At 64.7% G+C, this 19,507-nt stretch carries 20 protein-coding genes; 10 read left to right on the top strand and 10 right to left on the bottom strand.

What is annotated here, in order from left to right:
* Positions 1-49 precede the first annotated feature (49 nt).
* Complete coding sequence (locus tag ACZI8R_RS02230; RefSeq protein WP_463377914.1) at positions 50-616, top strand: TetR/AcrR family transcriptional regulator; 567 nt, start codon at positions 50-52, stop codon at positions 614-616.
* Between the two features lie 4 nt (positions 617-620).
* On the opposite strand, the gene ACZI8R_RS02225 is transcribed toward ACZI8R_RS02230, so the two are convergent.
* Both ACZI8R_RS02225 and ACZI8R_RS02220 read right to left on the bottom strand, forming a co-directional pair.
* Positions 621-833, bottom strand: coding sequence for a helix-turn-helix domain-containing protein (locus tag ACZI8R_RS02225; protein WP_463377913.1), 213 nt, complete (start codon positions 831-833; stop codon positions 621-623).
* A gap of 94 nt (positions 834-927) precedes the next feature.
* Positions 928-2,559 (bottom strand): ABC-F family ATP-binding cassette domain-containing protein, encoded by a 1,632-nt coding sequence (locus ACZI8R_RS02220; protein WP_463377912.1) that lies wholly within the window; start codon positions 2,557-2,559, stop codon positions 928-930.
* Between the two features lie 313 nt (positions 2,560-2,872).
* Here ACZI8R_RS02220 and ACZI8R_RS02215 point away from each other — a divergent pair, with 313 nt between their 5' ends.
* Both ACZI8R_RS02215 and ku read left to right on the top strand, forming a co-directional pair.
* Positions 2,873-3,997, top strand: coding sequence for a lycopene cyclase family protein (locus ACZI8R_RS02215; RefSeq protein ID WP_463377911.1), 1,125 nt, complete (start codon positions 2,873-2,875; stop codon positions 3,995-3,997).
* Positions 3,998-4,036: 39 nt separating this feature from the next.
* Positions 4,037-4,921 carry a non-homologous end joining protein Ku gene (ku, locus tag ACZI8R_RS02210; protein ID WP_463377910.1) on the top strand — a complete coding sequence of 295 codons (885 nt, stop codon included), beginning with the start codon at positions 4,037-4,039 and terminating at the stop codon, positions 4,919-4,921.
* Here the strand turns inward: ku and ACZI8R_RS02205 are convergent.
* The 7 genes from ACZI8R_RS02205 to ACZI8R_RS02175 form a co-directional block, all read right to left on the bottom strand.
* Positions 4,918-5,319: a metal-sulfur cluster assembly factor gene (locus tag ACZI8R_RS02205; protein ID WP_463377909.1), complete on the bottom strand. Its 402-nt coding sequence runs from the start codon at positions 5,317-5,319 to the stop codon at positions 4,918-4,920. The two genes, ku and ACZI8R_RS02205, sit on opposite strands and share 4 nt — an antisense overlap.
* A complete protein-coding gene (gene sufU / locus ACZI8R_RS02200; RefSeq protein WP_463377908.1) occupies positions 5,316-5,786 on the bottom strand; it encodes a Fe-S cluster assembly sulfur transfer protein SufU in 471 nt (156 codons plus the stop codon). Before sufU ends, ACZI8R_RS02205 begins: the two co-directional genes overlap by 4 nt.
* Complete coding sequence (locus ACZI8R_RS02195) at positions 5,786-7,075, bottom strand: cysteine desulfurase (protein ID WP_463377907.1); 1,290 nt, start codon at positions 7,073-7,075, stop codon at positions 5,786-5,788. Before ACZI8R_RS02195 ends, sufU begins: the two co-directional genes overlap by 1 nt.
* A 6-nt stretch (positions 7,076-7,081) precedes the next feature.
* The gene (sufC, locus tag ACZI8R_RS02190) at positions 7,082-7,906 is read right to left on the bottom strand and encodes a Fe-S cluster assembly ATPase SufC (RefSeq protein ID WP_463377906.1); all 825 of its coding nucleotides are present in this window, start codon (positions 7,904-7,906) and stop codon (positions 7,082-7,084) included.
* A gap of 44 nt (positions 7,907-7,950) precedes the next feature.
* The gene (sufD, locus tag ACZI8R_RS02185) at positions 7,951-9,189 is read right to left on the bottom strand and encodes a Fe-S cluster assembly protein SufD (protein ID WP_463377905.1); all 1,239 of its coding nucleotides are present in this window, start codon (positions 9,187-9,189) and stop codon (positions 7,951-7,953) included.
* On the bottom strand, positions 9,189-10,646 hold the full coding sequence (gene sufB / locus ACZI8R_RS02180) for a Fe-S cluster assembly protein SufB (protein ID WP_463377904.1): 1,458 nt from the start codon (positions 10,644-10,646) through the stop codon (positions 9,189-9,191). Before sufB ends, sufD begins: the two co-directional genes overlap by 1 nt.
* A 76-nt stretch (positions 10,647-10,722) precedes the next feature.
* Positions 10,723-11,529, bottom strand: coding sequence for a helix-turn-helix transcriptional regulator (locus ACZI8R_RS02175; RefSeq protein ID WP_463377903.1), 807 nt, complete (start codon positions 11,527-11,529; stop codon positions 10,723-10,725).
* 106 nt (positions 11,530-11,635) lie between these two features.
* Here ACZI8R_RS02175 and mptB point away from each other — a divergent pair, with 106 nt between their 5' ends.
* From mptB to ACZI8R_RS02150, 5 genes are all read left to right on the top strand, one after another.
* A complete protein-coding gene (gene mptB / locus ACZI8R_RS02170; protein WP_463377902.1) occupies positions 11,636-13,414 on the top strand; it encodes a polyprenol phosphomannose-dependent alpha 1,6 mannosyltransferase MptB in 1,779 nt (592 codons plus the stop codon).
* The gene (locus ACZI8R_RS02165; RefSeq protein WP_463377901.1) at positions 13,411-14,355 is read left to right on the top strand and encodes an ABC transporter ATP-binding protein; all 945 of its coding nucleotides are present in this window, start codon (positions 13,411-13,413) and stop codon (positions 14,353-14,355) included. Before mptB ends, ACZI8R_RS02165 begins: the two co-directional genes overlap by 4 nt.
* Positions 14,352-15,152, top strand: coding sequence for an ABC transporter permease (locus tag ACZI8R_RS02160; protein ID WP_463377900.1), 801 nt, complete (start codon positions 14,352-14,354; stop codon positions 15,150-15,152). The genes ACZI8R_RS02165 and ACZI8R_RS02160 overlap by 4 nt, the downstream gene beginning before the upstream one ends.
* Before the next feature lie 161 nt (positions 15,153-15,313).
* The gene (locus ACZI8R_RS02155) at positions 15,314-16,693 is read left to right on the top strand and encodes a hypothetical protein (protein WP_463378200.1); all 1,380 of its coding nucleotides are present in this window, start codon (positions 15,314-15,316) and stop codon (positions 16,691-16,693) included.
* A 52-nt stretch (positions 16,694-16,745) separates the two neighbouring features.
* Positions 16,746-17,729 carry a COX15/CtaA family protein gene (locus tag ACZI8R_RS02150; RefSeq protein WP_463377899.1) on the top strand — a complete coding sequence of 328 codons (984 nt, stop codon included), beginning with the start codon at positions 16,746-16,748 and terminating at the stop codon, positions 17,727-17,729.
* Here ACZI8R_RS02150 and ACZI8R_RS02145 read toward each other — a convergent pair.
* Positions 17,726-18,097: a hypothetical protein gene (locus tag ACZI8R_RS02145; RefSeq protein ID WP_463377898.1), complete on the bottom strand. Its 372-nt coding sequence runs from the start codon at positions 18,095-18,097 to the stop codon at positions 17,726-17,728. The genes ACZI8R_RS02150 and ACZI8R_RS02145 overlap by 4 nt on opposite strands.
* A gap of 84 nt (positions 18,098-18,181) precedes the next feature.
* Between ACZI8R_RS02145 and ACZI8R_RS02140 the strand changes: the two genes are divergently transcribed.
* Together ACZI8R_RS02140 and ACZI8R_RS02135 are read left to right on the top strand one after the other, a co-directional pair.
* Positions 18,182-18,499: a hypothetical protein gene (locus ACZI8R_RS02140; protein ID WP_463377897.1), complete on the top strand. Its 318-nt coding sequence runs from the start codon at positions 18,182-18,184 to the stop codon at positions 18,497-18,499.
* A gap of 37 nt (positions 18,500-18,536) precedes the next feature.
* Entirely contained in the window at positions 18,537-19,502 is a 966-nt protein-coding gene (locus ACZI8R_RS02135) for a quinone oxidoreductase family protein (RefSeq protein WP_463377896.1), read from the top strand.
* The last annotated feature ends 5 nt before the right edge of the window (positions 19,503-19,507 follow it).

Below are 19,507 nucleotides of genomic sequence, written 5' to 3'. Positions count from 1 at the left end.
GGCTGAGTCCGCCGCGTGCTTTCGGAACGCGAGACGAGGACGGGAAGAAGTGCCCAAGGTCAGTGAAGACCAGCTCGCAGCACGGCGCAGCCACATCTTGGCCGGCGCGCGCCGGTGTTTCGCCGAATTCGGTTACGACGGCGCTACGGTGCGTCGTCTCGAAGAGGTGACCGGAATGTCGCGTGGTGCGATCTTCCACCATTTCAAGGACAAGGACGGACTGTTCCTCGCCCTTGCACACGAGGATGCGACGCGGATGGCCGACGTCGTTGCAGAAGAAGGTCTCGTGCAGGTGATGCGGGACATGCTGGCGAAGCCGGAAGACTTCGACTGGCTGGGTACCCGGTTGGAGATTGCGCGACGGCTTCGTACGGACCCGGAGTTCCGGAAGAGTTGGTCGTTGCGTTCGGCCGAACTGACCGAGGCCACCGCAGCCCGACTCACCCGTCAGAAGTCGGCGGGACGGCTGCGCGACGACGTTCCCACCGAGGTGCTGATCGGCTACCTCGATCTCGTCATGGACGGACTCGTGGCGCGGATCGCGTCCGGGCATGCCGGTGACAATCTGCAGTCCGTGCTCGACCTCGTAGAGGAGTCCGTCCGGCGCAGCCGCTGACCGATCACGCCGATCGGTGTGCGCCGCCTCGACCACGCAACTCGACGCCGGCCTCTGCAAGGACGTTGCGGACGAATCCGTACGAGCGCCCCATCTCCGCTGCCAGGGACCGGATGCTGGCACCTTTGTCGTACCTTGCGCGCAGCTTCTCCCGAAGGTCGATTCGCGATGTTCCGGTGACGCGGGCACTTTTTGCGAACACACCGATGTCGGACATGGGATCCTCCAGTCGACGAGCGACGGTAGTTCCACCCTAGAGCGCGCGTGTGTATCCGATCAACGGACGCGAAGCAGTCGGCCGGCCCTGGAACTCAGGCGAGCGTGATGAGATCGAGGTACTCCTGCGACCAATGATCTTCGGTTCCGTCCGGCAACAGAATCACCCGCTCTGGATCGAGTGCCTCGGCCGCACCCGGGTCGTGAGTCACGAGCACGACGGCACCTTTATAGCTGCGCAGTGCGTCGAGCACCTGCTCGCGCGAGATGGGATCAAGGTTGTTGGTGGGCTCGTCGAGCAGAAGGACGTTTGCTGCCGACGAGACGAGGCCCGCGAGCGCCAGTCGAGTCTTCTCGCCACCGGACAGGGTCCCGGCGGGCTGTTCGAGCTGCGGGCCGGTGAACATGAAGGCACCGAGGAGCGACCGAAGCTCCTGCTCCCCCGTGTCCGGAGCCGCGTGCCGGATGTTCTCCCACACGGAAGCGTTGTCGTCCAACGTGTCGTGTTCCTGCGCGAAGTAACCGATCTTCAGGCCGTGGCCGGGTTCCAGCCCGCCCGCGTCCGGCTCTTCGGTTCCGCCCAGCAGGCGAAGCAAGGTGGTCTTGCCGGCGCCGTTGAGTCCCAGCACGACCACACGCGACCCGCGATCGATCGCGAGATCGACGCCGGTGAAGATCTCGAGAGACCCGTAGACCTTCGTCAGGTTCTTCGCCATCAACGGGGTCTTGCCGCATGCGGCTGGTTCCGGGAACCGGATGTGGGCGACCTTGTCCGACACCCGTTCGGCATCGAGATCTTCCATCAATTTGTCGGCACGTTTGGCCATGTTCTTGGCAGCGACGGCCTTCGTGGCCTTTGCGCCCATCTTTGCCGCCTGAACCCGCAGCACGCCGGCCTTCTTCTCGGCGTTGGCGCGTTCACGGCGACGCCGCTGCTCGTCCGTTGCGCGTGCGTCCAGGTACTTCTTCCAGCCCATGTTGTAGACGTCGGCCTCGCCGCGCACGGCGTCGAGGAACCACACGCGATTGACGACGTCGTTCAGGAGGTCGACGTCGTGACTGATGACCACCAGGCCACCCTCGTGACTCTGCAGGAAGCCACGCAACCACGTGATCGAGTCGGCGTCGAGGTGGTTGGTGGGCTCGTCGAGGAGCAATGTCGTGTCCGAACGCCCGCCGCTGCCGTCCGAGGCAGCGAACAGAATTCGAGCGAGCTCCACACGGCGACGCTGACCGCCGGAAAGTGTGTGCAATTGCTGGTCGAGGATGCGATCGGCCAGCCCGAGGCTGTTGCAGATTCGGGCGGCCTCGGACTCGGCAACGTACCCGCCCAGTGCGGAGAACCGGTCTTCGAGCTGGCCGTACTTCTTCACGGCCTTGTCGCGTGCATCGTCGTCGACGACCTCGGACATCAGGATCTGCTGCTTCTCCATGTCGCGCAGGAGTGCATCGAGCCCACGCGCGGACAGAACTCGGTCCTTCGCGAGGACATCGAGGTCGCCCTCTTTCGGGTCCTGCGGGAGATAACCCAGATCACCGGTACGGACGACAGCACCCGCGTACGGCTCACCTTCGCCGGCCAGGATGCGCAGCGTGGTCGTCTTTCCCGCACCGTTTCTGCCGACCAGACCGATTCGGTCCCCTGGCTGAATGCGCAGGGCAGGCCCAGGCGCAGTGAGCAAGGTCCGCACACCTGCACGAACTTCCAGGTCGGTGGCGGTAATCAACAGAACTCCTCGTGGTCGGTCGACCGGTCGATGTCAGAATGCCCCCTGTCGAGGACAAGAACCACCGAGTTTACCGCCCATCGGCGCTCTCCCCGACCACGTACAGAGTGACTCCGCTAACCGCGAGACCCCCACTTCGATGATTTTCGGGTGGTGATGCGGGTGGTTCGTAACGTCGACAGTCGGGTGAGCGGAGGGAACGGAACCTTCGCGACGCGACGCTATTCCGGGTATCCAGGTATTCCGTCACGTCCCGAGGTAAGAACAGTAGCGTTTCTGCGCCCGGAGGAAGCTCGCGACTACCGTCCTGTGGATGGTTGACGACCCACACCTCCCCGACGTCGTGATCGTCGGTCTCGGGCCGGCCGGGCGCGCCCTCGCACATCGTTGCCTTGCCCGAGGACTGAACGTTGTGGCAGTCGACCCCTCCCCTGATCGGGCGTGGGCGCCGACATACGCCGCATGGGAAGACGAGATTCCGCAGTGGCTCGATGCGTCGGTGATCGCTTCCCGTATCCCCTACCCCACCGTGCGTGCCAACCGTGTCCACACACTCGAACGCACCTATTGCGTATTCGATACTGTTGTACTGCAATCAATACTCGACACCAGCAAAGCACGTGTCGTCGCAGGTAGAGCAGTGTCCGTGGAAGGGACCTCGGTAACTCTCGAAGATGGCTCGGTGCTGTCTGCACGGTATGTCGTCGACGTTCGAGGTACCGGAAACAGCCGCGACCTCGCACGGCAGAGTGCCTACGGCATCTTCCTGGATCGCGGTGATGCGGCCCCCGCCCTCGAAGGGCAATCGGCCTGGTTCATGGATTGGAAAGCCGACAACGGCGCGTCGGCCGACGAGCCTCCCTCGTTCCTCTACGCAGTCCCGACGGCCTCCGGTCGAATGCTTCTCGAGGAGACCTGCCTCGTCGGCTCCCCTCCCCTGCCCGTCCAAGAGCTTCGGCGACGGCTGACCACGCGTCTCGTGTCGAGAGGCGTCTCGCTCTCCGACAGCCCGGAGACCGAGGTAGTGAACTTCGTCGTGGAAGCTCCGCGGCGCCGGCGCTCCGGCCTCGCCTACGGCGCCCGCGGTGGCCTGATCCACCCGGGAACGGGATACAGCGTCGCTGCTGCCCTCGCTCATGCGGATCAGGTGTCTGCTGCCCTCGCGGACGCCACCGCATCGCCCTCGACGTTGTGGTCGCCGTCCGCTCGCGTTGTCGCTGCGTTGCGTCAGGCGGGCCTGCGGGTCCTACTCGACCTCGATGCCTCCACGACACGTGACTTCTTCGAGGCGTTCTTCACCAGTCCAGCCGAACTACAACGCGCATATCTGTCGTCTCGAACGGATACGAGGAGAATTCTCCTCGCCATGGGAAGCGTGTTTCGGCGGTGTCCCGGCGGACTGCGCTACCTGATCATGCGGGCAGTATTTCGGCGATGAACCTCGCGCAAGTGCGCGATTGCGATCATGATGGAACCCATGCGTTCGATATGGAAAGGCTCGATAGCGTTCGGATTGGTCAATGTGCCTGTCAAGGTCTATTCGGCCACCGAAGACCACGACATTCGCTTCCACCAGGTCCACGCCAAGGACGGCGGTCGGATCAAATACAACCGCGTGTGCTCCGAATGCGGAAATGTCATCCAGTTCGCCGACATCGACAAGGCCTACGACTCTGACGACGGGGTCCGCGTGATTCTCGACGACGACGATTTCAACAAACTTCCGGCCGCTGAAAAACACGAAATCCCCGTGCTCCAGTTCGTTCCTACCGACCAGATCGACCCGATTCTCTTCGAGAAGAGTTACTACCTCGAGCCGGACTCGACTTCGCCGAAGGCGTACGTGCTGCTGTCCACCACCTTGGCCGAAAGCGACCGGACCGCACTCGTTCATTTCACGTTGCGTCAACGGACGAGGCTCGCCGCAATGCGATCACGCGACGGCGTACTCGTGATCCAAACCCTGCTGTGGCCGGACGAGGTACGCGCGGCCGAGTTCCCATCGCTGGAGGGCGCGGAGAAGCCGAAACCCAAGGAACTGGCCATGGCCGACACTCTCGTCGAAAGCATGGCCGAGGACTTCGATCCGACCGCGTTCACCGACGAATATCAGGTGCAACTGCGTGAGCTACTCGACGAGATGATCAGTTCCGGCGGCAAGAAGGTCGTGCCGGTCGAAGCCGCCGAAACGTCCGGAGAGGACGCCGAGGTCGTCGATCTCGTTGCGGCTCTCCAACGCAGCGTGGAAGCTGCCGGAAAGTCCGCCAAGGGAGGAAAGTCGTCGAAGTCGGGCGACGCGAAGCCCGCCAAGTCGGCAAAGAAGGCTGCGACCGGGCGTAGCTCCACGCGAAAGACCGGCTAGACGGTGAATCCGAGGGCGCGAAGCTGCTCGCGGCCGTCGTCGGTGATCTTGTCCGGGCCCCACGGCGGCAGCCAGACCCAGTTGATCTTCAGTTCTTCGCAGATTCCGCTCCGGACCAAGGCGCCACGTGCCTGATCCTCGATGACATCCGTGAGTGGGCATGCCGCGGACGTCAGGGTCATGTCGACGGTGACGGTGTTGTCGTCCTCGGTGATTCCGTAGACCAGTCCCAGATCGACCACGTTGATGCCGAGTTCGGGGTCGACGACGTCGCGCATCGCCTCTTCGAGGTCGTCCAGTCGCTCCGCAGGCGGAACAGTGCCGGTCGAACGGGCCGCGTCGTACGTGGCCGTCGACTCGGTGGTCGTCTCGGCTTCCGAAGCCTGAGTCTCGCTCATGATGCGTGTCCTCCGATTCGTGCGGGTTCGTCTTCCATTATTCGAACAACCGCATCCTTGAATGCCATCCATCCCAGCAACGCGCATTTCACGCGGGCCGGGTACTTCGATACTCCGACGAAGGCGATCCCGTCGCCGAGGACATCCTCGTCGCCCTCCACCTTGCCGCGGCTGCTCACCATCTCGTTGAAAGCGGCCACCGTCTCGAGAGCCTCGTCCACCGGCATCCCGATCACCTGATCGGTGAGCACGGAGGTGGCGGCCTGGCTGATCGAGCAGCCCTGCCCGTCGTACGAGACGTCACCCACTGTTCCGTCGTCGGCGATGTGGACACGGAGCGTCACCTCGTCGCCACACGTCGGATTGACGTGATGAACTTCGGCCCCGTAAGGCTCGCGCAGGCCACGTGCGTGCGGATGCTTGTAGTGGTCCAGGATCACTTCCTGGTACATCTGTTCCATACGCATCAGTCGGCCACCCCGAAGAAGTCACGGGCACGACGGATCGCCGCAGCGAGCGCGTCCACCTCGTCGAGGGTGTTGTACAGGGCAAACGACGCCCGCGCGGTCGCTGCCACCCCGAAGCGCTTGTGCAGCGGCCAGGCGCAGTGGTGTCCGACACGGACGGCCACACCCTCGTCATCGAGAATCTGACCGAGATCGTGGGCGTGTATCCCGTCGACGACGAACGACACCGCGCCGCCTCTGTCCTCCGGCGAAGTCGGTCCGACGATGCGGAGCCCAGGAATCGACGAGAGTGCCTCCAGAGCGGCCGCCGTGAGCGCGTGCTCGTGCGCGGCGACAGCGTCCATCCCGATGTCGTTCAGGTAGGTCACAGCTGCGCCGAGACCCACCACCTGTGACGTCATGGGTACACCGGCCTCGAACCGTTGCGGCGGCGCCGCGAACGTCGTGGCCTCCATCGTGACCGTCTCGATCATCGAGCCGCCGGTGATGAACGGTGGCATCGCATTCAGCAGCTCACGCCGGCCGTACAACACTCCGACGCCCGACGGCCCGAGCATCTTGTGCCCGGAGAAGGCCGCGTAGTCGACACCGAGATCGTGGAAGTCCACCGACATGTGCGGTACGGACTGGCACGCGTCGAGGACCACCAGAGCACCGACGGCCTTCGCGCGGCGAACCAACTCCTCCACCGGAGCCACGGCACCTGTCACGTTCGACTGGTGCGTGAACGCGACGACCTTGACCGCATCGGAGAGCTCGCCTCCGGCGGGAGCCTGCGACTCGCCGCCATGCAACTGCTCGAGATCGATACGACCGTCGTCGGTGACGCCGTACCACCGCAGGGTTGCCCCCGTTCGACGGGCGAGTTCCTGCCACGGCACGAGGTTGGCGTGATGCTCCAGTTCGGTGATCACGATTTCGTCGCCCGGTCCGACTTTCCGGTCGAATCGGTCGTCACCGAGTACGTAGGTGACCACATTGAGCGCTTCGGTCGCGTTCTTGGTGAACACGATCTCGTCGCTGTCCACACCGACGAACCCGGCGATCAGTTCGCGGGCGCCCTCGTAGGCGTCCGTCGCTTCTTCTGCCAGCTGATGCGCACCTCGGTGAACCGCCGCATTACACGTGGTCAGAAACTCGCGTTCCGCATCGAGCACCTGATTCGGGCGCTGCGAAGTCGCTCCCGAATCGAGATAGACGAGCGGTTTGCCGTCGCGCACGGTGCGCCCCAGGATCGGGAAGTCCTCCCGAATCCTGGTGACGTCCAGTGCGCGCACCGAAGTGGTCATCTGTGTTTACGCTCCCTGGGTTGCGGAGGCCTGGTTCGCTGCGGCCTGAGTGAAACGCTCGTAGCCGTTGGCCTCGAGTTCGTCGGCAAGCTCGGGCCCACCGGACTCGACGATGCGACCGTCCACGAACACGTGAACGAAATCGGGAGTGATGTACCGCAGGATCCGGGTGTAGTGCGTGATGAGCAGGATTCCGCCGTTTTCACGATCCTTGTACCGGTTGACTCCCTCGGAGACGACCCGCAACGCATCGACGTCCAAGCCCGAGTCGGTCTCGTCGAGGATCGCGATCCGCGGCTTCAGGAGGCCGAGCTGCAAAATCTCGTGACGCTTCTTCTCGCCACCGGAAAATCCCTCGTTGACGCTGCGCTCACCGAACGACGGGTCGATGTCGAGCTCGCTCAGCGACTCCTTGACCTCTTTCACCCAGTGACGGAGCTTGGGCGCTTCACCGCGTACCGCAGTTGCCGCGGTACGAAGGAAGTTCGACATCGACACACCGGGGACCTCCACGGGGTACTGCATCGCAAGGAAGAGTCCGGCACGCGCCCGCTCGTCGACGCTCATCTCCAGGACGTCTTCACCGTTGAGAGTGATCGACCCGGACGTGATCTGGTACTTCGGGTGTCCCGCGATGGCGTACGACAGCGTCGACTTTCCGGAGCCGTTCGGGCCCATGATCGCGTGCGTCTCGCCCGAGCGAACCGTCAGGTTCACGCCCTTGAGGATGTTGATCGGGTCGGCATTGACGTCGGTGTTCGCGACATCGACGTGGAGATCGCGGACTTCGAGAACGGAGTTCTCGGGAAGGGAGTTTTCAGGAGTAGACATTCTGTTCCTTCGAAATTATGAGGATTGCCGGCAAAGGGATGGCGTCAGACGCCGACGGCGGCCAGTTCGGTTTCGACGGCTGCCTCGAGGCGTTCACGCAGTTCGGGAACCGCGATCTTGTTGATGATCTCGTGGAAGAAGCCGCGGACGACCAGGCGGCGAGCCTGCTCCTCTGGAATACCGCGAGCACGCAGGTAGAACAGCTGCTCGTCGTCGAACCGCCCGGTGGCGCTGGCATGGCCGGCGCCGACGATCTCACCGGTCTCGATCTCGAGGTTCGGAACCGAATCGGCGCGAGCACCATCGGTGAGAACCAGGTTGCGGTTGAGCTCGAACGTGTCGGTCCCCTCCGCCTCTGCACGGATCAGCACGTCACCGATCCAGACGGTGTGCGCGTCCGGCTTGCCGGAACCGGGATCGCCCTGCAGCGCACCCTTGTAGACCACATTGGACTTGCAGTGCGGCTGCGAATGATCGACGAGCAGTCGCTGCTCGAAATGTTGACCCGCGTCCGCGAAGTAGAGCCCGAGCAACTCGGCGTCACCACCGGGTCCGGTGTACTTCACCGTGCCGGTCAGCCGGACGAGATCGCCGCCGAGGCTCACGTTGGTGTGCCGCAGAACGGAGTCACGTCCCAGACGCGCATGGTGGGCCGTCACGTGAACGGCGTCGTCCTCCCAGTCCTGGACAGCGACGACAGTCAGCCGGGCGCTGTCACCGAGAACGAATTCGACGTTCTCCGCGTACGTTCCGCTCCCGCGATGGTCGAGGACGACGGTCGCGTTCGCGAACTCTTCGAGACGGATCTGGAGATGCCCGAATGCAACCTTGTCCTTGCCCGGACCGGTCACGATCACGTTGACGGTCTCGGGTACTTCCACCTCACGGCCGACCGTCACCACGGTGGCCGACTCGAAGGACGAGTACGCCTGCGCCGCAATACGGTCGGCGGGAGCGCCGCCCTGTCCGAGCCGCTCGTCGGTACGTGCGACCGTCTCGACCTTCACGGTGTCGGGACCGTTCACCTCGGTGGACGCTGCCCCGGACGCCACGGCGGTGCCGTCGTGCAATCCGCGGAGCCGGCGAAGCGGCGTGAATCGCCACACCTCGTCGCGGCCACCCGGGACCTCGAAAGCATTCACGTCGTACGAGGTGAAGACTTCACCCTTGTTGACGATCGGCGATCCGGTTGCGGTCCGCGTCGGGTTCTCCCCCGCGACGGCTCCCGTCACGCCGAGCTTGTCGACATCGGTTCGGTTGACATCGGTTTCTGGCGTGGTCACTAACCCACCGCCCCTTCCATCTGCAGTTCGATCAGGCGGTTGAGTTCGAGCGCGTACTCCATCGGGAGTTCCTTGGCGATGGGCTCGACGAACCCGCGCACCACGGTGGCCATTGCCTCGTCCTCGGTCAATCCGCGACTCATGAGGTAGAACAACTGGTCGTCGCTCACCTTCGACACCGTCGCCTCGTGCCCCATCGTCACGTCGTCCTCACGGATGTCGACGTACGGGTAGGTGTCCGAGCGACTGATCTGGTCCACGAGCAACGCGTCACACTTCACCGTGGACTTGGAGCCGTGGGCGCCCTTGTTCACCTGCACGAGTCCTCGGTACGACGACCGGCCGCCGGCACGTGCGACCGACTTGCTGATGATCGTGGACGACGTGTGGGGTGCGAGGTGCAGCATCTTCGCGCCGGTGTCCTGGTGCTGGCCCTCACCTGCGAAAGCCACCGAGAGAACCTCGCCACGTGCGTGCTCGCCCATCATCCAGACGGCCGGGTACTTCATGGTGACCTTCGACCCGATGTTGCCGTCGACCCACTCCATGGATCCGCCGGCCTCGACCTTGGTGCGCTTGGTGACCAGGTTGTACACGTTGTTCGACCAGTTCTGGATGGTCGTGTAGCGGCAGTGGCCGCCCTTCTTCACGATGATCTCCACGACTGCCGAGTGCAGGGAGTCCGACTTGTAGATGGGCGCGGTACATCCCTCGACGTAGTGCACCGAAGCGTCCTCGTCGACGATGATGAGAGTGCGCTCGAACTGGCCCATGTTCTCGGTGTTGATGCGGAAGTACGCCTGCAACGGGATGTCCACGTGGACGCCCGGAGGAACGTAGATGAACGAGCCGCCCGACCAGACCGCCGTGTTCAGCGCGGAAAACTTGTTGTCGCCTGCCGGAATGACCGAGCCGAAGTACTCCTTGAAGAGCTCGGGGTGCTCACGCAGACCCGAATCCGTGTCGAGGAAGATGACGCCCTGCGACTCGAGGTCCTCACGGATCGAGTGGTAGACGACCTCCGACTCGTACTGCGCGGCCACACCTGCGACGAGGCGCTGCTTCTCCGCTTCGGGGATGCCCAGCTTGTCGTAGGTGTTCTTGATGTCCTCGGGAAGATCTTCCCAGTTCTCGGCCTGCTTCTCGCTCGAGCGGACGAAGTACTTGATGTTGTCGAAGTGGATGCCTTCGAGATTCGAGCCCCAGTTCGGCATGGGCTTCTTGTCGAAGGTCTTGAGTGCGCGCAAGCGGCTCTCGAGCATCCAGTCCGGCTCGTTCTTCTTCTCCGAGATGTCGCGCACAACTGCCTCGGACAAGCCGCGCTGCGCTGCTGCGCCGGCCTCGTCCGAGTCCGACCAGCCGTAGCCGTAGTGGCCGAGCGATGCGATGGTCTCTTCCTGAGTCAGCGGCTCGGTGCCGCCCTGAGTGGCATCGACCTGGTCCGAAGTGACGGTCATGCGAGCTCCTTCCGGAGTCTTGATTCTTTGTCGGCGAGGGGCTGCTCGCCGGGGGACGTTGGTGTGGATCCGGGAACTAGGTGGACCCGGAACCGGGTGGTGGTTCGGGCGGTGCGGGCCCGAGCGGAACATGTGTCGTGCAGGCACAATCCCCGTTCGCAATGGTTGCCAAGCGTTGGACGTGGGTGCCCAGCAGTTCGGTGAACGCATCGCGTTCCGCGTCGCAGAGTTCGGGGAACTCCTCCGCCACGTGAGACACCGGGCAGTGGTGCTGACAGATCTGCACACCGTTACCGACCGGCCTGATGGACGCCGCGAACCCGGCCTCGGTGAATGCGTCCGCAATCGCTCCTGCGGTCTTCTCCACCTCGTCGGAGCGTTGCCCGTCGGTAGCTTCCACGTCACCGACGATGGCGTCGACGCGCCGCTTCGCGAATTCGGCAATCGCCGCGTTCCCGCCGACTTCACGCAGTTGCCGCATCGCAGCGCCCGCGAGGTCGTCGTATGCGTGGCCCAGCCGTCCGCGGCCACGCGCGGTGATCTGGAAATGCTTGGCCGGCCGCCCACGCCCGCGGTGCCGCACCGCAACCGTGGACGCTTCCCTCGCCTCACCCGAATCGAGAAGCGCATCGAGATGTCGCCGGACCCCGGCAGCACTGAGTCCCAGCCGACGTCCGATCTCGGACGCGGTGATGGGCCCCTCTTCCAGGAGCAGCTTGACGACCGCGGCGCGGGTCTGGCCTTCGTGACCGATCACAACGGGTGACTGCGCAGCGGACGGCACCACCGAGGACGGTGCTCTACCAGCACCCTCATCGGTCACACTTCGCGTCGCATCCGTTTTCACAACACCAGTGTGACGGAATTGCCAACGCTGGTCCACTAAGGGTTACCTGCCCGACACGCGGGAACAACCCGACAACGACTGTTGTTCGCGCCGTCGTACCGGCCCTACGGACCGATACGACCTCCCGACTACGCTGCCACATGTGCCGCAGACTCCCGAGACACCGGAATCCACCGTTCCGGCGCCCCCGACAGATCGGCAACCATCGACCCCGCGTCGACAGCCGATCGAATTGGTTCGACGGTTCCTCGGTATAGACGGTCGCACGCATCGCCCGTCGGTGGCAGACGCACTGCACGAAGATGCGGGCGAACCCACCGCAGTGGACGATGCACCGGGCCTGAACCAACAGGAGAACGAGCAGTTCCGAGGCATCCGGCGATTCGGGGCCACCGGAGCCGTCCTCATGCTCGTCGGATCGCTCGGAGCCGGGTCGCACCCAGTCCTACAGAATCCCGTCCAGGGCCTGCGCGTACTCGGGCTACCCGCACGAATTCCCAGCGCAGCCCTCACTTTGACCATGACGGGAACCGTCATGGTGGTCCTGGCCTGGCTCCTCCTCGGACGGTTCGCCGTCGGCAATCTGGGACGCAAGGGCGGCGCGGTGCGCCGCCAGCTCAACCGCTCACAACTCGATCGCACCCTGTTGTTGTGGATCCTGCCGCTGATCGTGGCGCCACCCATGTTCAGCAAGGATGCGTACTCGTACCTTGCGCAGAGCGAGATCGCTGCCCGTGGACTCGACCCCTACGCGATCGGCCCCGCCGGCGCGCTCGGAGTCGACCACATCCTGACCAGGACCGTGCCGACCATCTGGCGTGACACCCCCGCGCCCTACGGTCCCCTCTTCCTGTGGATGGGCAAGGGAATCACTGCACTGACCGGCGAAAACATCGTCGCGGGCATCTTCCTGCACCGACTCCTCGCCCTCGCGGGCGTCGCAATGATCGTCTGGGCACTCCCCCGGCTCGCGCGCAGGTGCGGCGTCTCCTCGGTCGCCGCGCTGTGGCTGGGAGCGGCGAATCCACTCGTGCTCTTCCACCTCGTGGCCGGAATCCACAACGAGGCCCTCATGCTCGGTCTGATGCTCGCGGGCATCGAACTCGCGATGCGTGCCATCGAAAGCTCGAGTCCGCTGCGGGGCAAGGCCATGTGGTTCCTCCTTGCCGGGGTGGTGCTCATCGCCTTGTCGTCCACGATCAAGATTCCGTCCCTGCTGGCGTTGGGATTCGTGGGTATGGCGCTGGCCCGAAGATGGGGTGGCACGTTCAAGGCGGTGATGCTCGCTGCCGCGCTGCTTGCCGGGATCGCCCTGTTCGTCACCGCGGCGATCAGCATCGGGAGCGGCCTAGGAATCGGATGGATTCACACTCTCGGTACGGCCAACGCAGTCCGCAGTTGGATGTCGATACCGACGCTCCTCGGCATGGTCACCGGTCTCGGCGGAGTCCTGCTGGGGCTGGGCGATCACACGACGGCTGTACTGAGTCTCACTCGACCGATCGCCTCGCTCGTGGCCGCCTACATCACCGTCCGGATGTTGTTCGCCGTTCTGTACGGGCGTATCCACGCGGTCGGCGCACTCGGTCTCGCCGTCGGCGCCATCGTCCTGCTGTTCCCCGTGGTCCAGCCGTGGTACCTGCTGTGGGCGATTCTGCCGTTGGCCGCATGGGCAACCGCTCGGTCCTTCCGAATCCCGGCCATCATCTTCTCGTCCATAGTCAGCGTGATCCTGATGCCCAAGGGCGGTGAGGAACAGCCGTTCGTGATCGTGCAGGCCGCGATCGCCACCGTGTTCACCGTGGGAACTCTCATCGTGATCACCCGTAACCGACTTCCGTGGCGCGTCGAATCCGCCACCGACAAAGCCAGGGCAGGCGGTCGCGACGATCCTGCCGAGGCTTACGCTGAGTCCCCGTGACGGCCAACGCGCGCGGGACCTCGGCACCCGCAGTTCATCTCGAGAACGTGACGAAGGCGTACGACGGGAAGACCGCTGTTGCCGGACTCGACCTCACCGTGCACCGCTCCCAAGTTCTCGCTCTGCTCGGACCGAACGGCGCCGGCAAGACCACCACCGTCGAGATGTGCGAAGGCTTCGTACACCCCGATTCGGGGCGTGTCCGAGTGCTCGGCCTCGATCCGATCAGCGAGTCCGCACAACTCCGCAGCCGTATCGGAGTGATGCTCCAAGGCGGCGGCGCGTACCCCGGTTCCAAGGCAGGCGAGATGCTCGAACTCGTCGCCTCCTACTCGGCGGATCCACTGGACGTCGACTGGCTGCTGGGCAGCCTCGGACTCGACGACGCCCGGCGCACGCCCTACCGACGGCTGTCCGGCGGCCAACAGCAACGACTGTCCTTGGCCTGCGCCTTGGTCGGACGGCCGGAACTGGTGTTTCTCGACGAGCCCACGGCCGGACTCGACGCGCAAGCACGACTCCTCGTCTGGGAGCTCATCGACGCTCTCCGACGTGACGGTGTGAGCGTGCTCCTGACAACTCACCTCATGGACGAAGCAGAGGAACTCGCCGACGAGCTCGTCATCATCGACCACGGTCGTATCGTGGCGTCCGGCACTCCGGCGCAGGTCACTCGCCACGGCGCCGAGGGTCGGCTTCGCCTCACCGCGCCACCGGGATTGGATGTCGCGCAACTCGCCGCGAAGTTGCCCAGCGGATTCACGGCCCACGAATCGACACCGGGAACCTACGTCGTCGAAGGTTCGATCGATCCAGCGATCGTGAGCGCAGTCGCGTCCTGGTGCGCGGATCTCGGCGCTCTGATCGGCGAGATCCGAGTCGACCAGCGGAGCCTCGAAGACGTATTCCTCGAGCTCACGGGCAAGGAACTGAGGGGATGAACGTGACCATCGGAGATCGTCTGTCGGGTAACCGATTCGAGGCGGGCACTTTCACCCCGAACCCGCGCCCCAGTGCACCGTCCGCGATGTTGCGGGCCCAGACGGCACTCGAACTCAAGCTCCTACTGCGCAACGGCGAGCAACTGCTCCTCACGATGTTCATCCCGATCACCCTGCTGATCGGACTGTGCCTTCTGCCGGTCGGCGATCTCGGCGCTTCCCGTGTCGACACCGTGGTTCCCGCGGTCATGATGGTCGCCGTGATGTCGACGGCGTTCACCGGCCAAGCCATCGCGGTTGGCTTCGACCGGCGGTACGGCGCGCTCAAACGCCTCGGCGCGACCCCACTTCCCAAGTGGGGAATCATTGCAGGTAAGAGTGCTGCGGTGGTGCTCGTCGTGGCCCTCCAGGCAGTGCTCCTCGGTGCCATCGGCTTGGCGCTCGGGTGGCGGCCCACCGTCCTCGGACTACTCCTCGGCGCGCTGGTCCTCGCACTCGGCACCGTCACGTTCGCAGCCATGGGTCTCCTTCTCGGCGGCACACTCCGCGCAGACATCGTCCTCGCCCTCGCGAACATTCTGTGGTTCGTGATGCTGGGTGTCGGCAGCATCGTGTTCGTGACCGGCGACGTCCCAGCAGCTCTTCACACCGGCGCCCGCCTCATTCCGTCCGGGGCTCTTGCGCACGCGCTCCAGTCGGCACTCGCAGGCGGCGTCGACTGGCTCAGTGTCGTGATACTCGCCGTGTGGGCAGCCGTTGCCGGTACGGCGGCAGCCAAGACGTTCAAGTTCGTGTGATTCGAACCGTGGCCGTCGTCGACTTCCGAGAGAAGGCTCGTCCAGTGCGTTCGAGAGAAGGGCAGTGCGCCCAGGAAAATGCCGTTGCGACGAGCCTCGTCGTGGGAGTTGTCACGCGTCGTGTGCTCACACCGATCCTGGCGGCCCTCGGCGTACTCGTGATGTGCATTCCGACGGCGTCTGCCGTACCGCAATGGGGACCTTCGACTCCGCCGAATCCGTATCTGGGCCCGGTCGGCACCGCCACCATGCACGGTGACGCGGCCTCGTCGGACGTCACACCTCTGCCCGGACCCGGTTCGGGGGCGCATTCCGTGGACGCACGCCCGCTGGCGGCCGCATGCCCCACGATCTTGGAGGGGACGGACGAGATGATGGTGGCGCTGTGCACCCCGATCATCGGACGCACGCCCACAGTGCACCTTCTCGACCCGAAGTCCCCGACGCCGCTCGGCGGATCGCTGGCCCAGCTCGAACTGGCGAAGGGATCACTCCTCGGCGGTGTGTACGCGTATCTCGACAACCGTGATCGGCTCGTGGCGGTCGACGGGGAACAGAATCTGCAGCGAATCGCCCACACCCGTGACGCCGCCGGCCGCTGGTCTCTGCACGTCGACGAGACCGTCAACCTGTCCAGCGCGATCGCCGACGACGACAACGTGACCGGACTGTCCCCCGATTGGGAAGGAAACGTCTGGTTCGCTACGGCGGCCGGTGTCGTGGGTGCCGTCGACCGCGACGGACAGGTGCGATCACGCACCCTCGAACCGGGTGAACAGGTGCAGAACAGCATCTCCACGTCACCCGCCGGAACCGCCGTCGCCACCACCCATGCGCTGTACCAGCTGCGCCTTGTCGACGACCGGATCGAGATGGATTGGAAGCAGCCGTACAACCGTGGCCCGGCTCGCAAACCCGGCCAGCTCAGCTGGGGCACCGGCTCCACACCGACGTACTTCGGCCCGGCCACCGGTAGCGACTACCTCGCGATCGTGGACAACGCCGATCCGACGGTGTCGTTGCGTGTCTTCGAGACCTCGTCCGGCCGTGACGTGTGCACCATTCCCGTTCTCGACAGCAACGACCGTCCCAACGGGAGCGAGAACTCCCCCATCGGTATCGGAAACTCGGTCTACGTCGCAAGCACCTACGGCTACCCGTACCCCGCCACGCCGGACGGAGCGGGTCCCGCGGTACCCGAATCGGCACCCTTCGGCGGCGGCCTGACCCGGGTCGACATCGACCCGGTCGGCTGCCACCAGGTCTGGAACTCCCCGGTCCGAAGTTCTGCGGTTCCACATCTGTCCACCGGCGATGGCAACCTCTACACCGTGGCACGCGGCGGACCGGAGTCCACGACGCCTCTCGACACCTTCGCGTTCACCGTCCTGAATCCGGTCGACGGTCGGGTCCTCTCGGCCACGCCGTTGCCTGGAACCATCGCGAACGACACGCTTCAGATGTCCGGGCTGATCACGAAGGCCGGCTCCTTCCTGCAGGGCACCATCACCGGATTCCTGAAGGTCCGTCCGAAACCGTGATCGAACCGGCCCAACGACAGGCTGTAGTTGATCGACCATTACCATCGTTGGCGTGCTATATCGCCGCTTCCTGAGCCTGGTCGATCGACTCCCGCTACCCTCCGTGCGACTCCAACGTGTGCTGGCGTTCGTCGTGATCGTGACCCAAGGCGGAATCGCGGTGACCGGCGCGGTGGTTCGGGTGACCGCGTCGGGACTCGGCTGCCCCACCTGGCCGCAGTGCTTCGATGGAAGTTTCACGCCTGTACTGCACGGCGAGGTCGCTGTTCTCCATCAGGTAGTCGAGTTCGGCAACAGACTCCTGACGTTCGTCGTCGTGGTCGCGGCCGCATTGATCGTGCTGGCAGTCACCCGCGCGCGTCGTCGCCGGGAAGTGCTCGTCTACGCCTGGATGATGCCCCTGGGCACCGTCGTACAGGCCGTTATCGGTGGCATCACCGTGCTCACCGGACTCCTGTGGTGGACCGTGGCCATCCACCTCGTCGCCTCGATGGCGATGGTGTGGGTCGCGACCGTGATGTTCGCGAAGGTGTGCGAACCGGACGACGGTGTGGTCACTCGGTCTGTGCCGAACCCTTTGCGATGGTTGACGGCGCTGTCGGGCGTCGCCCTCGCCTGCACCCTCGTCGCAGGCACGCTCGTGACCGGCGCCGGGCCCCATGCGGGAGACAAGAGCGTGGACCGGATCGTTCCTCGCCTCGACGTCGACATCGTCACGCTGGTGCACCTGCATTCACAGACGTTGGTCGCCTATCTCGCGCTTCTCGTCGGACTCACCTTCGGTGTGTACGCGGTCGGTGCCACCCAGGCTGTGAAGTTGCGACTGAAGGTCCTGCTCGCGCTGGTGGTCGCTCAGGGACTTGTCGGCGTCGTGCAGTACTTCACCGAAGTGCCGGCCGCGCTCGTCACCGTGCACGTCGCCGGAGCGGGCCTCTGCACGGCCGCTACCGCAGCAGTGTGGGCTGCGGGACGCACCCGAGAGTCCGTCTCACAGCCCACAGAAGTTTCGGCCGACAGCCGAAGCGCAACCGTCTAGCCTTCGTTGCGCGCCTTCGGGAAGCGCGTCTGCTTGGCGACCCAGCCGGCCATCTTCGCGAAGTGACCTTCCTGCGGCGTGACGATGCTGGTGACGGCCCGGTCCCACTCGGAGACCGAGATCTTGTCGAAGGACGCCACGACTGCGTTCGCGGTGGCCACGTCTGCGACGACCTGATCGCCGAGAATTCCGTCCTCGCCGACGAGGGTGATCCGAACACTCGACACGCCGACCGGCTGAATCACTGCTTTCGCCGTCTCGCCGTGTTCGGACAGGAACTTCTCGATTGCCTTGACCGCGGCTTCCGGCAACTTCGGGGCAGGAGTTTCGGCTGCCTTCTTGTCCGGTTCGGTGGTGTCGGTGCTCATGGTTCGAGAATACTGACCTTCTGACGAATTGATGCCACGGGGTTCCGCATCGGACGGTTTCGTGACATCGCTGTGGAGGAAAGAATGTCGGTCGCTCGGACGCACGAAGATGCCGAACTGTCGGCCGCGATTATCCTGGAGGCCGTCGAGGGTGCGGCAATCGCCGGTTGGGCGACGGTCGACGAATGGGACGGCCACTCGGCGGCACGGATCACCGAGACGGGTGGGACCGTGCACGTGATCGACGTGGACGTCGCACAACGCGGCCTTCTGGCGATGCGCAGCACCGACAGCGACCACGCCGTCCAAGCCCTCGCGAACCCGGACCCGAGCCGTATCGACAGCGGTCTCGCCGATTCGGTTGTGCAATTCGGACTGTTCGGGTGGATCGTGTACCGCTGAGCCCGGGAATCGCGGTCCGGGGTGTAGAACGGACGCCATGCGCGCAATTCAGGTGAAGAAGAACGGTGGACCCGAGGTACTCGAGGTCGTCGACATCGATGCTCCCACCCCCGGCGATCACGACCTGCTGGTCCGTACCGACGCCGTCGGGATCAACTACATCGACACATATTTCAGAACCGGTACCTACAGCCGACCTCTCCCCTACGTGCCGGGTGACGAGGGAACGGGTGTAGTCGAGCAAGTGGGACAGGGAGTATCGAAGTTCGCGGTGGGAGATCGCGTCGCGTGGACGGCGGCACCGGGCAGTTACGCCGAGTACGTGCAAGTGCCGGCGTCCGTAGCGGTCCCCGTCCCCGAGGGGGTGGCCGCGCCCCAGGCTGCGAGCGCCCTGCTCCAAGGAATGACAGCGCACTACCTGCTCCACTCGACCCATCCGGTTCGGAACGGTGAGACGATCCTCGTCCACGCCGGTGCCGGCGGTGTCGGTCTACTACTCACGCAGATGGCTGTTTCGCTCGGTGCGCGCGTGGTCACCACCGTCTCGACGGATGCCAAGGCGGAGCTGTCCCGGGCTGCGGGCGCGCACACCGTTCTGCGCTACGACGACGACATTGCCGCGCGCGTACGCGAACTCACGGACGGAGAGGGCGCGGCTGCGGTCTACGACGGCGTCGGCGCTGCGACGTTCGACGCCAGCCTCGCCGCTACCCGCATTCGGGGCACCGTCGCCCTGTTCGGCGCCGCGAGTGGCGTGGTGCCGCCGTTCGATCCACAACGCCTCAACCCAGCGGGTTCGCTCTTCCTCACGAGGCCCACTCTCGCGCACCACATACGCACCAGAGAAGAGCTCGAATGGCGCGCCGGCGACGTGTTCACCGCGCTCGCCGACGGTTCGCTTCAGTTGACGGTGGGTGCCGAATATCCATTGGACGCAGCAGAGAGAGCGCATCGAGATCTGGAAGGCCGCGCCACCACGGGCTCGATCGTGCTGATTCCCTGAGACCA

This window comes from Rhodococcus huquni (assembly GCF_055231055.1).
Note: the sequence above shows the minus strand (reverse complement) of the source record. Positions and strands in the feature narration are given on the sequence as shown.

What these genes read in the sequence shown, in the direction of transcription:
- ACZI8R_RS02140 (WP_463377897.1), top strand. Translation starts at nt 18,182, where the DNA reads ATGTCGGTCGCTCGGACGCACGAAGATGCCGAACTGTCGGCCGCGATT.
- ACZI8R_RS02135 (WP_463377896.1), top strand. Translation starts at nt 18,537, where the DNA reads ATGCGCGCAATTCAGGTGAAGAAGAACGGTGGACCCGAGGTACTCGAG.
- sufB (WP_463377904.1), bottom strand. Translation starts at nt 10,646, where the DNA reads ATGACCGTCACTTCGGACCAGGTCGATGCCACTCAGGGCGGCACCGAG.
- ACZI8R_RS02205 (WP_463377909.1), bottom strand. Translation starts at nt 5,319, where the DNA reads ATGAGCGAGACTCAGGCTTCGGAAGCCGAGACGACCACCGAGTCGACG.
- ACZI8R_RS02145 (WP_463377898.1), bottom strand. Translation starts at nt 18,097, where the DNA reads ATGAGCACCGACACCACCGAACCGGACAAGAAGGCAGCCGAAACTCCT.
- ACZI8R_RS02160 (WP_463377900.1), top strand. Translation starts at nt 14,352, where the DNA reads ATGAACGTGACCATCGGAGATCGTCTGTCGGGTAACCGATTCGAGGCG.
- ACZI8R_RS02215 (WP_463377911.1), top strand. Translation starts at nt 2,873, where the DNA reads ATGGTTGACGACCCACACCTCCCCGACGTCGTGATCGTCGGTCTCGGG.
- ku (WP_463377910.1), top strand. Translation starts at nt 4,037, where the DNA reads ATGCGTTCGATATGGAAAGGCTCGATAGCGTTCGGATTGGTCAATGTG.
- ACZI8R_RS02155 (WP_463378200.1), top strand. Translation starts at nt 15,314, where the DNA reads ATGTGCATTCCGACGGCGTCTGCCGTACCGCAATGGGGACCTTCGACT.
- ACZI8R_RS02195 (WP_463377907.1), bottom strand. Translation starts at nt 7,075, where the DNA reads ATGACCACTTCGGTGCGCGCACTGGACGTCACCAGGATTCGGGAGGAC.
- ACZI8R_RS02225 (WP_463377913.1), bottom strand. Translation starts at nt 833, where the DNA reads ATGTCCGACATCGGTGTGTTCGCAAAAAGTGCCCGCGTCACCGGAACA.
- sufC (WP_463377906.1), bottom strand. Translation starts at nt 7,906, where the DNA reads ATGTCTACTCCTGAAAACTCCCTTCCCGAGAACTCCGTTCTCGAAGTC.
- sufU (WP_463377908.1), bottom strand. Translation starts at nt 5,786, where the DNA reads ATGCGTATGGAACAGATGTACCAGGAAGTGATCCTGGACCACTACAAG.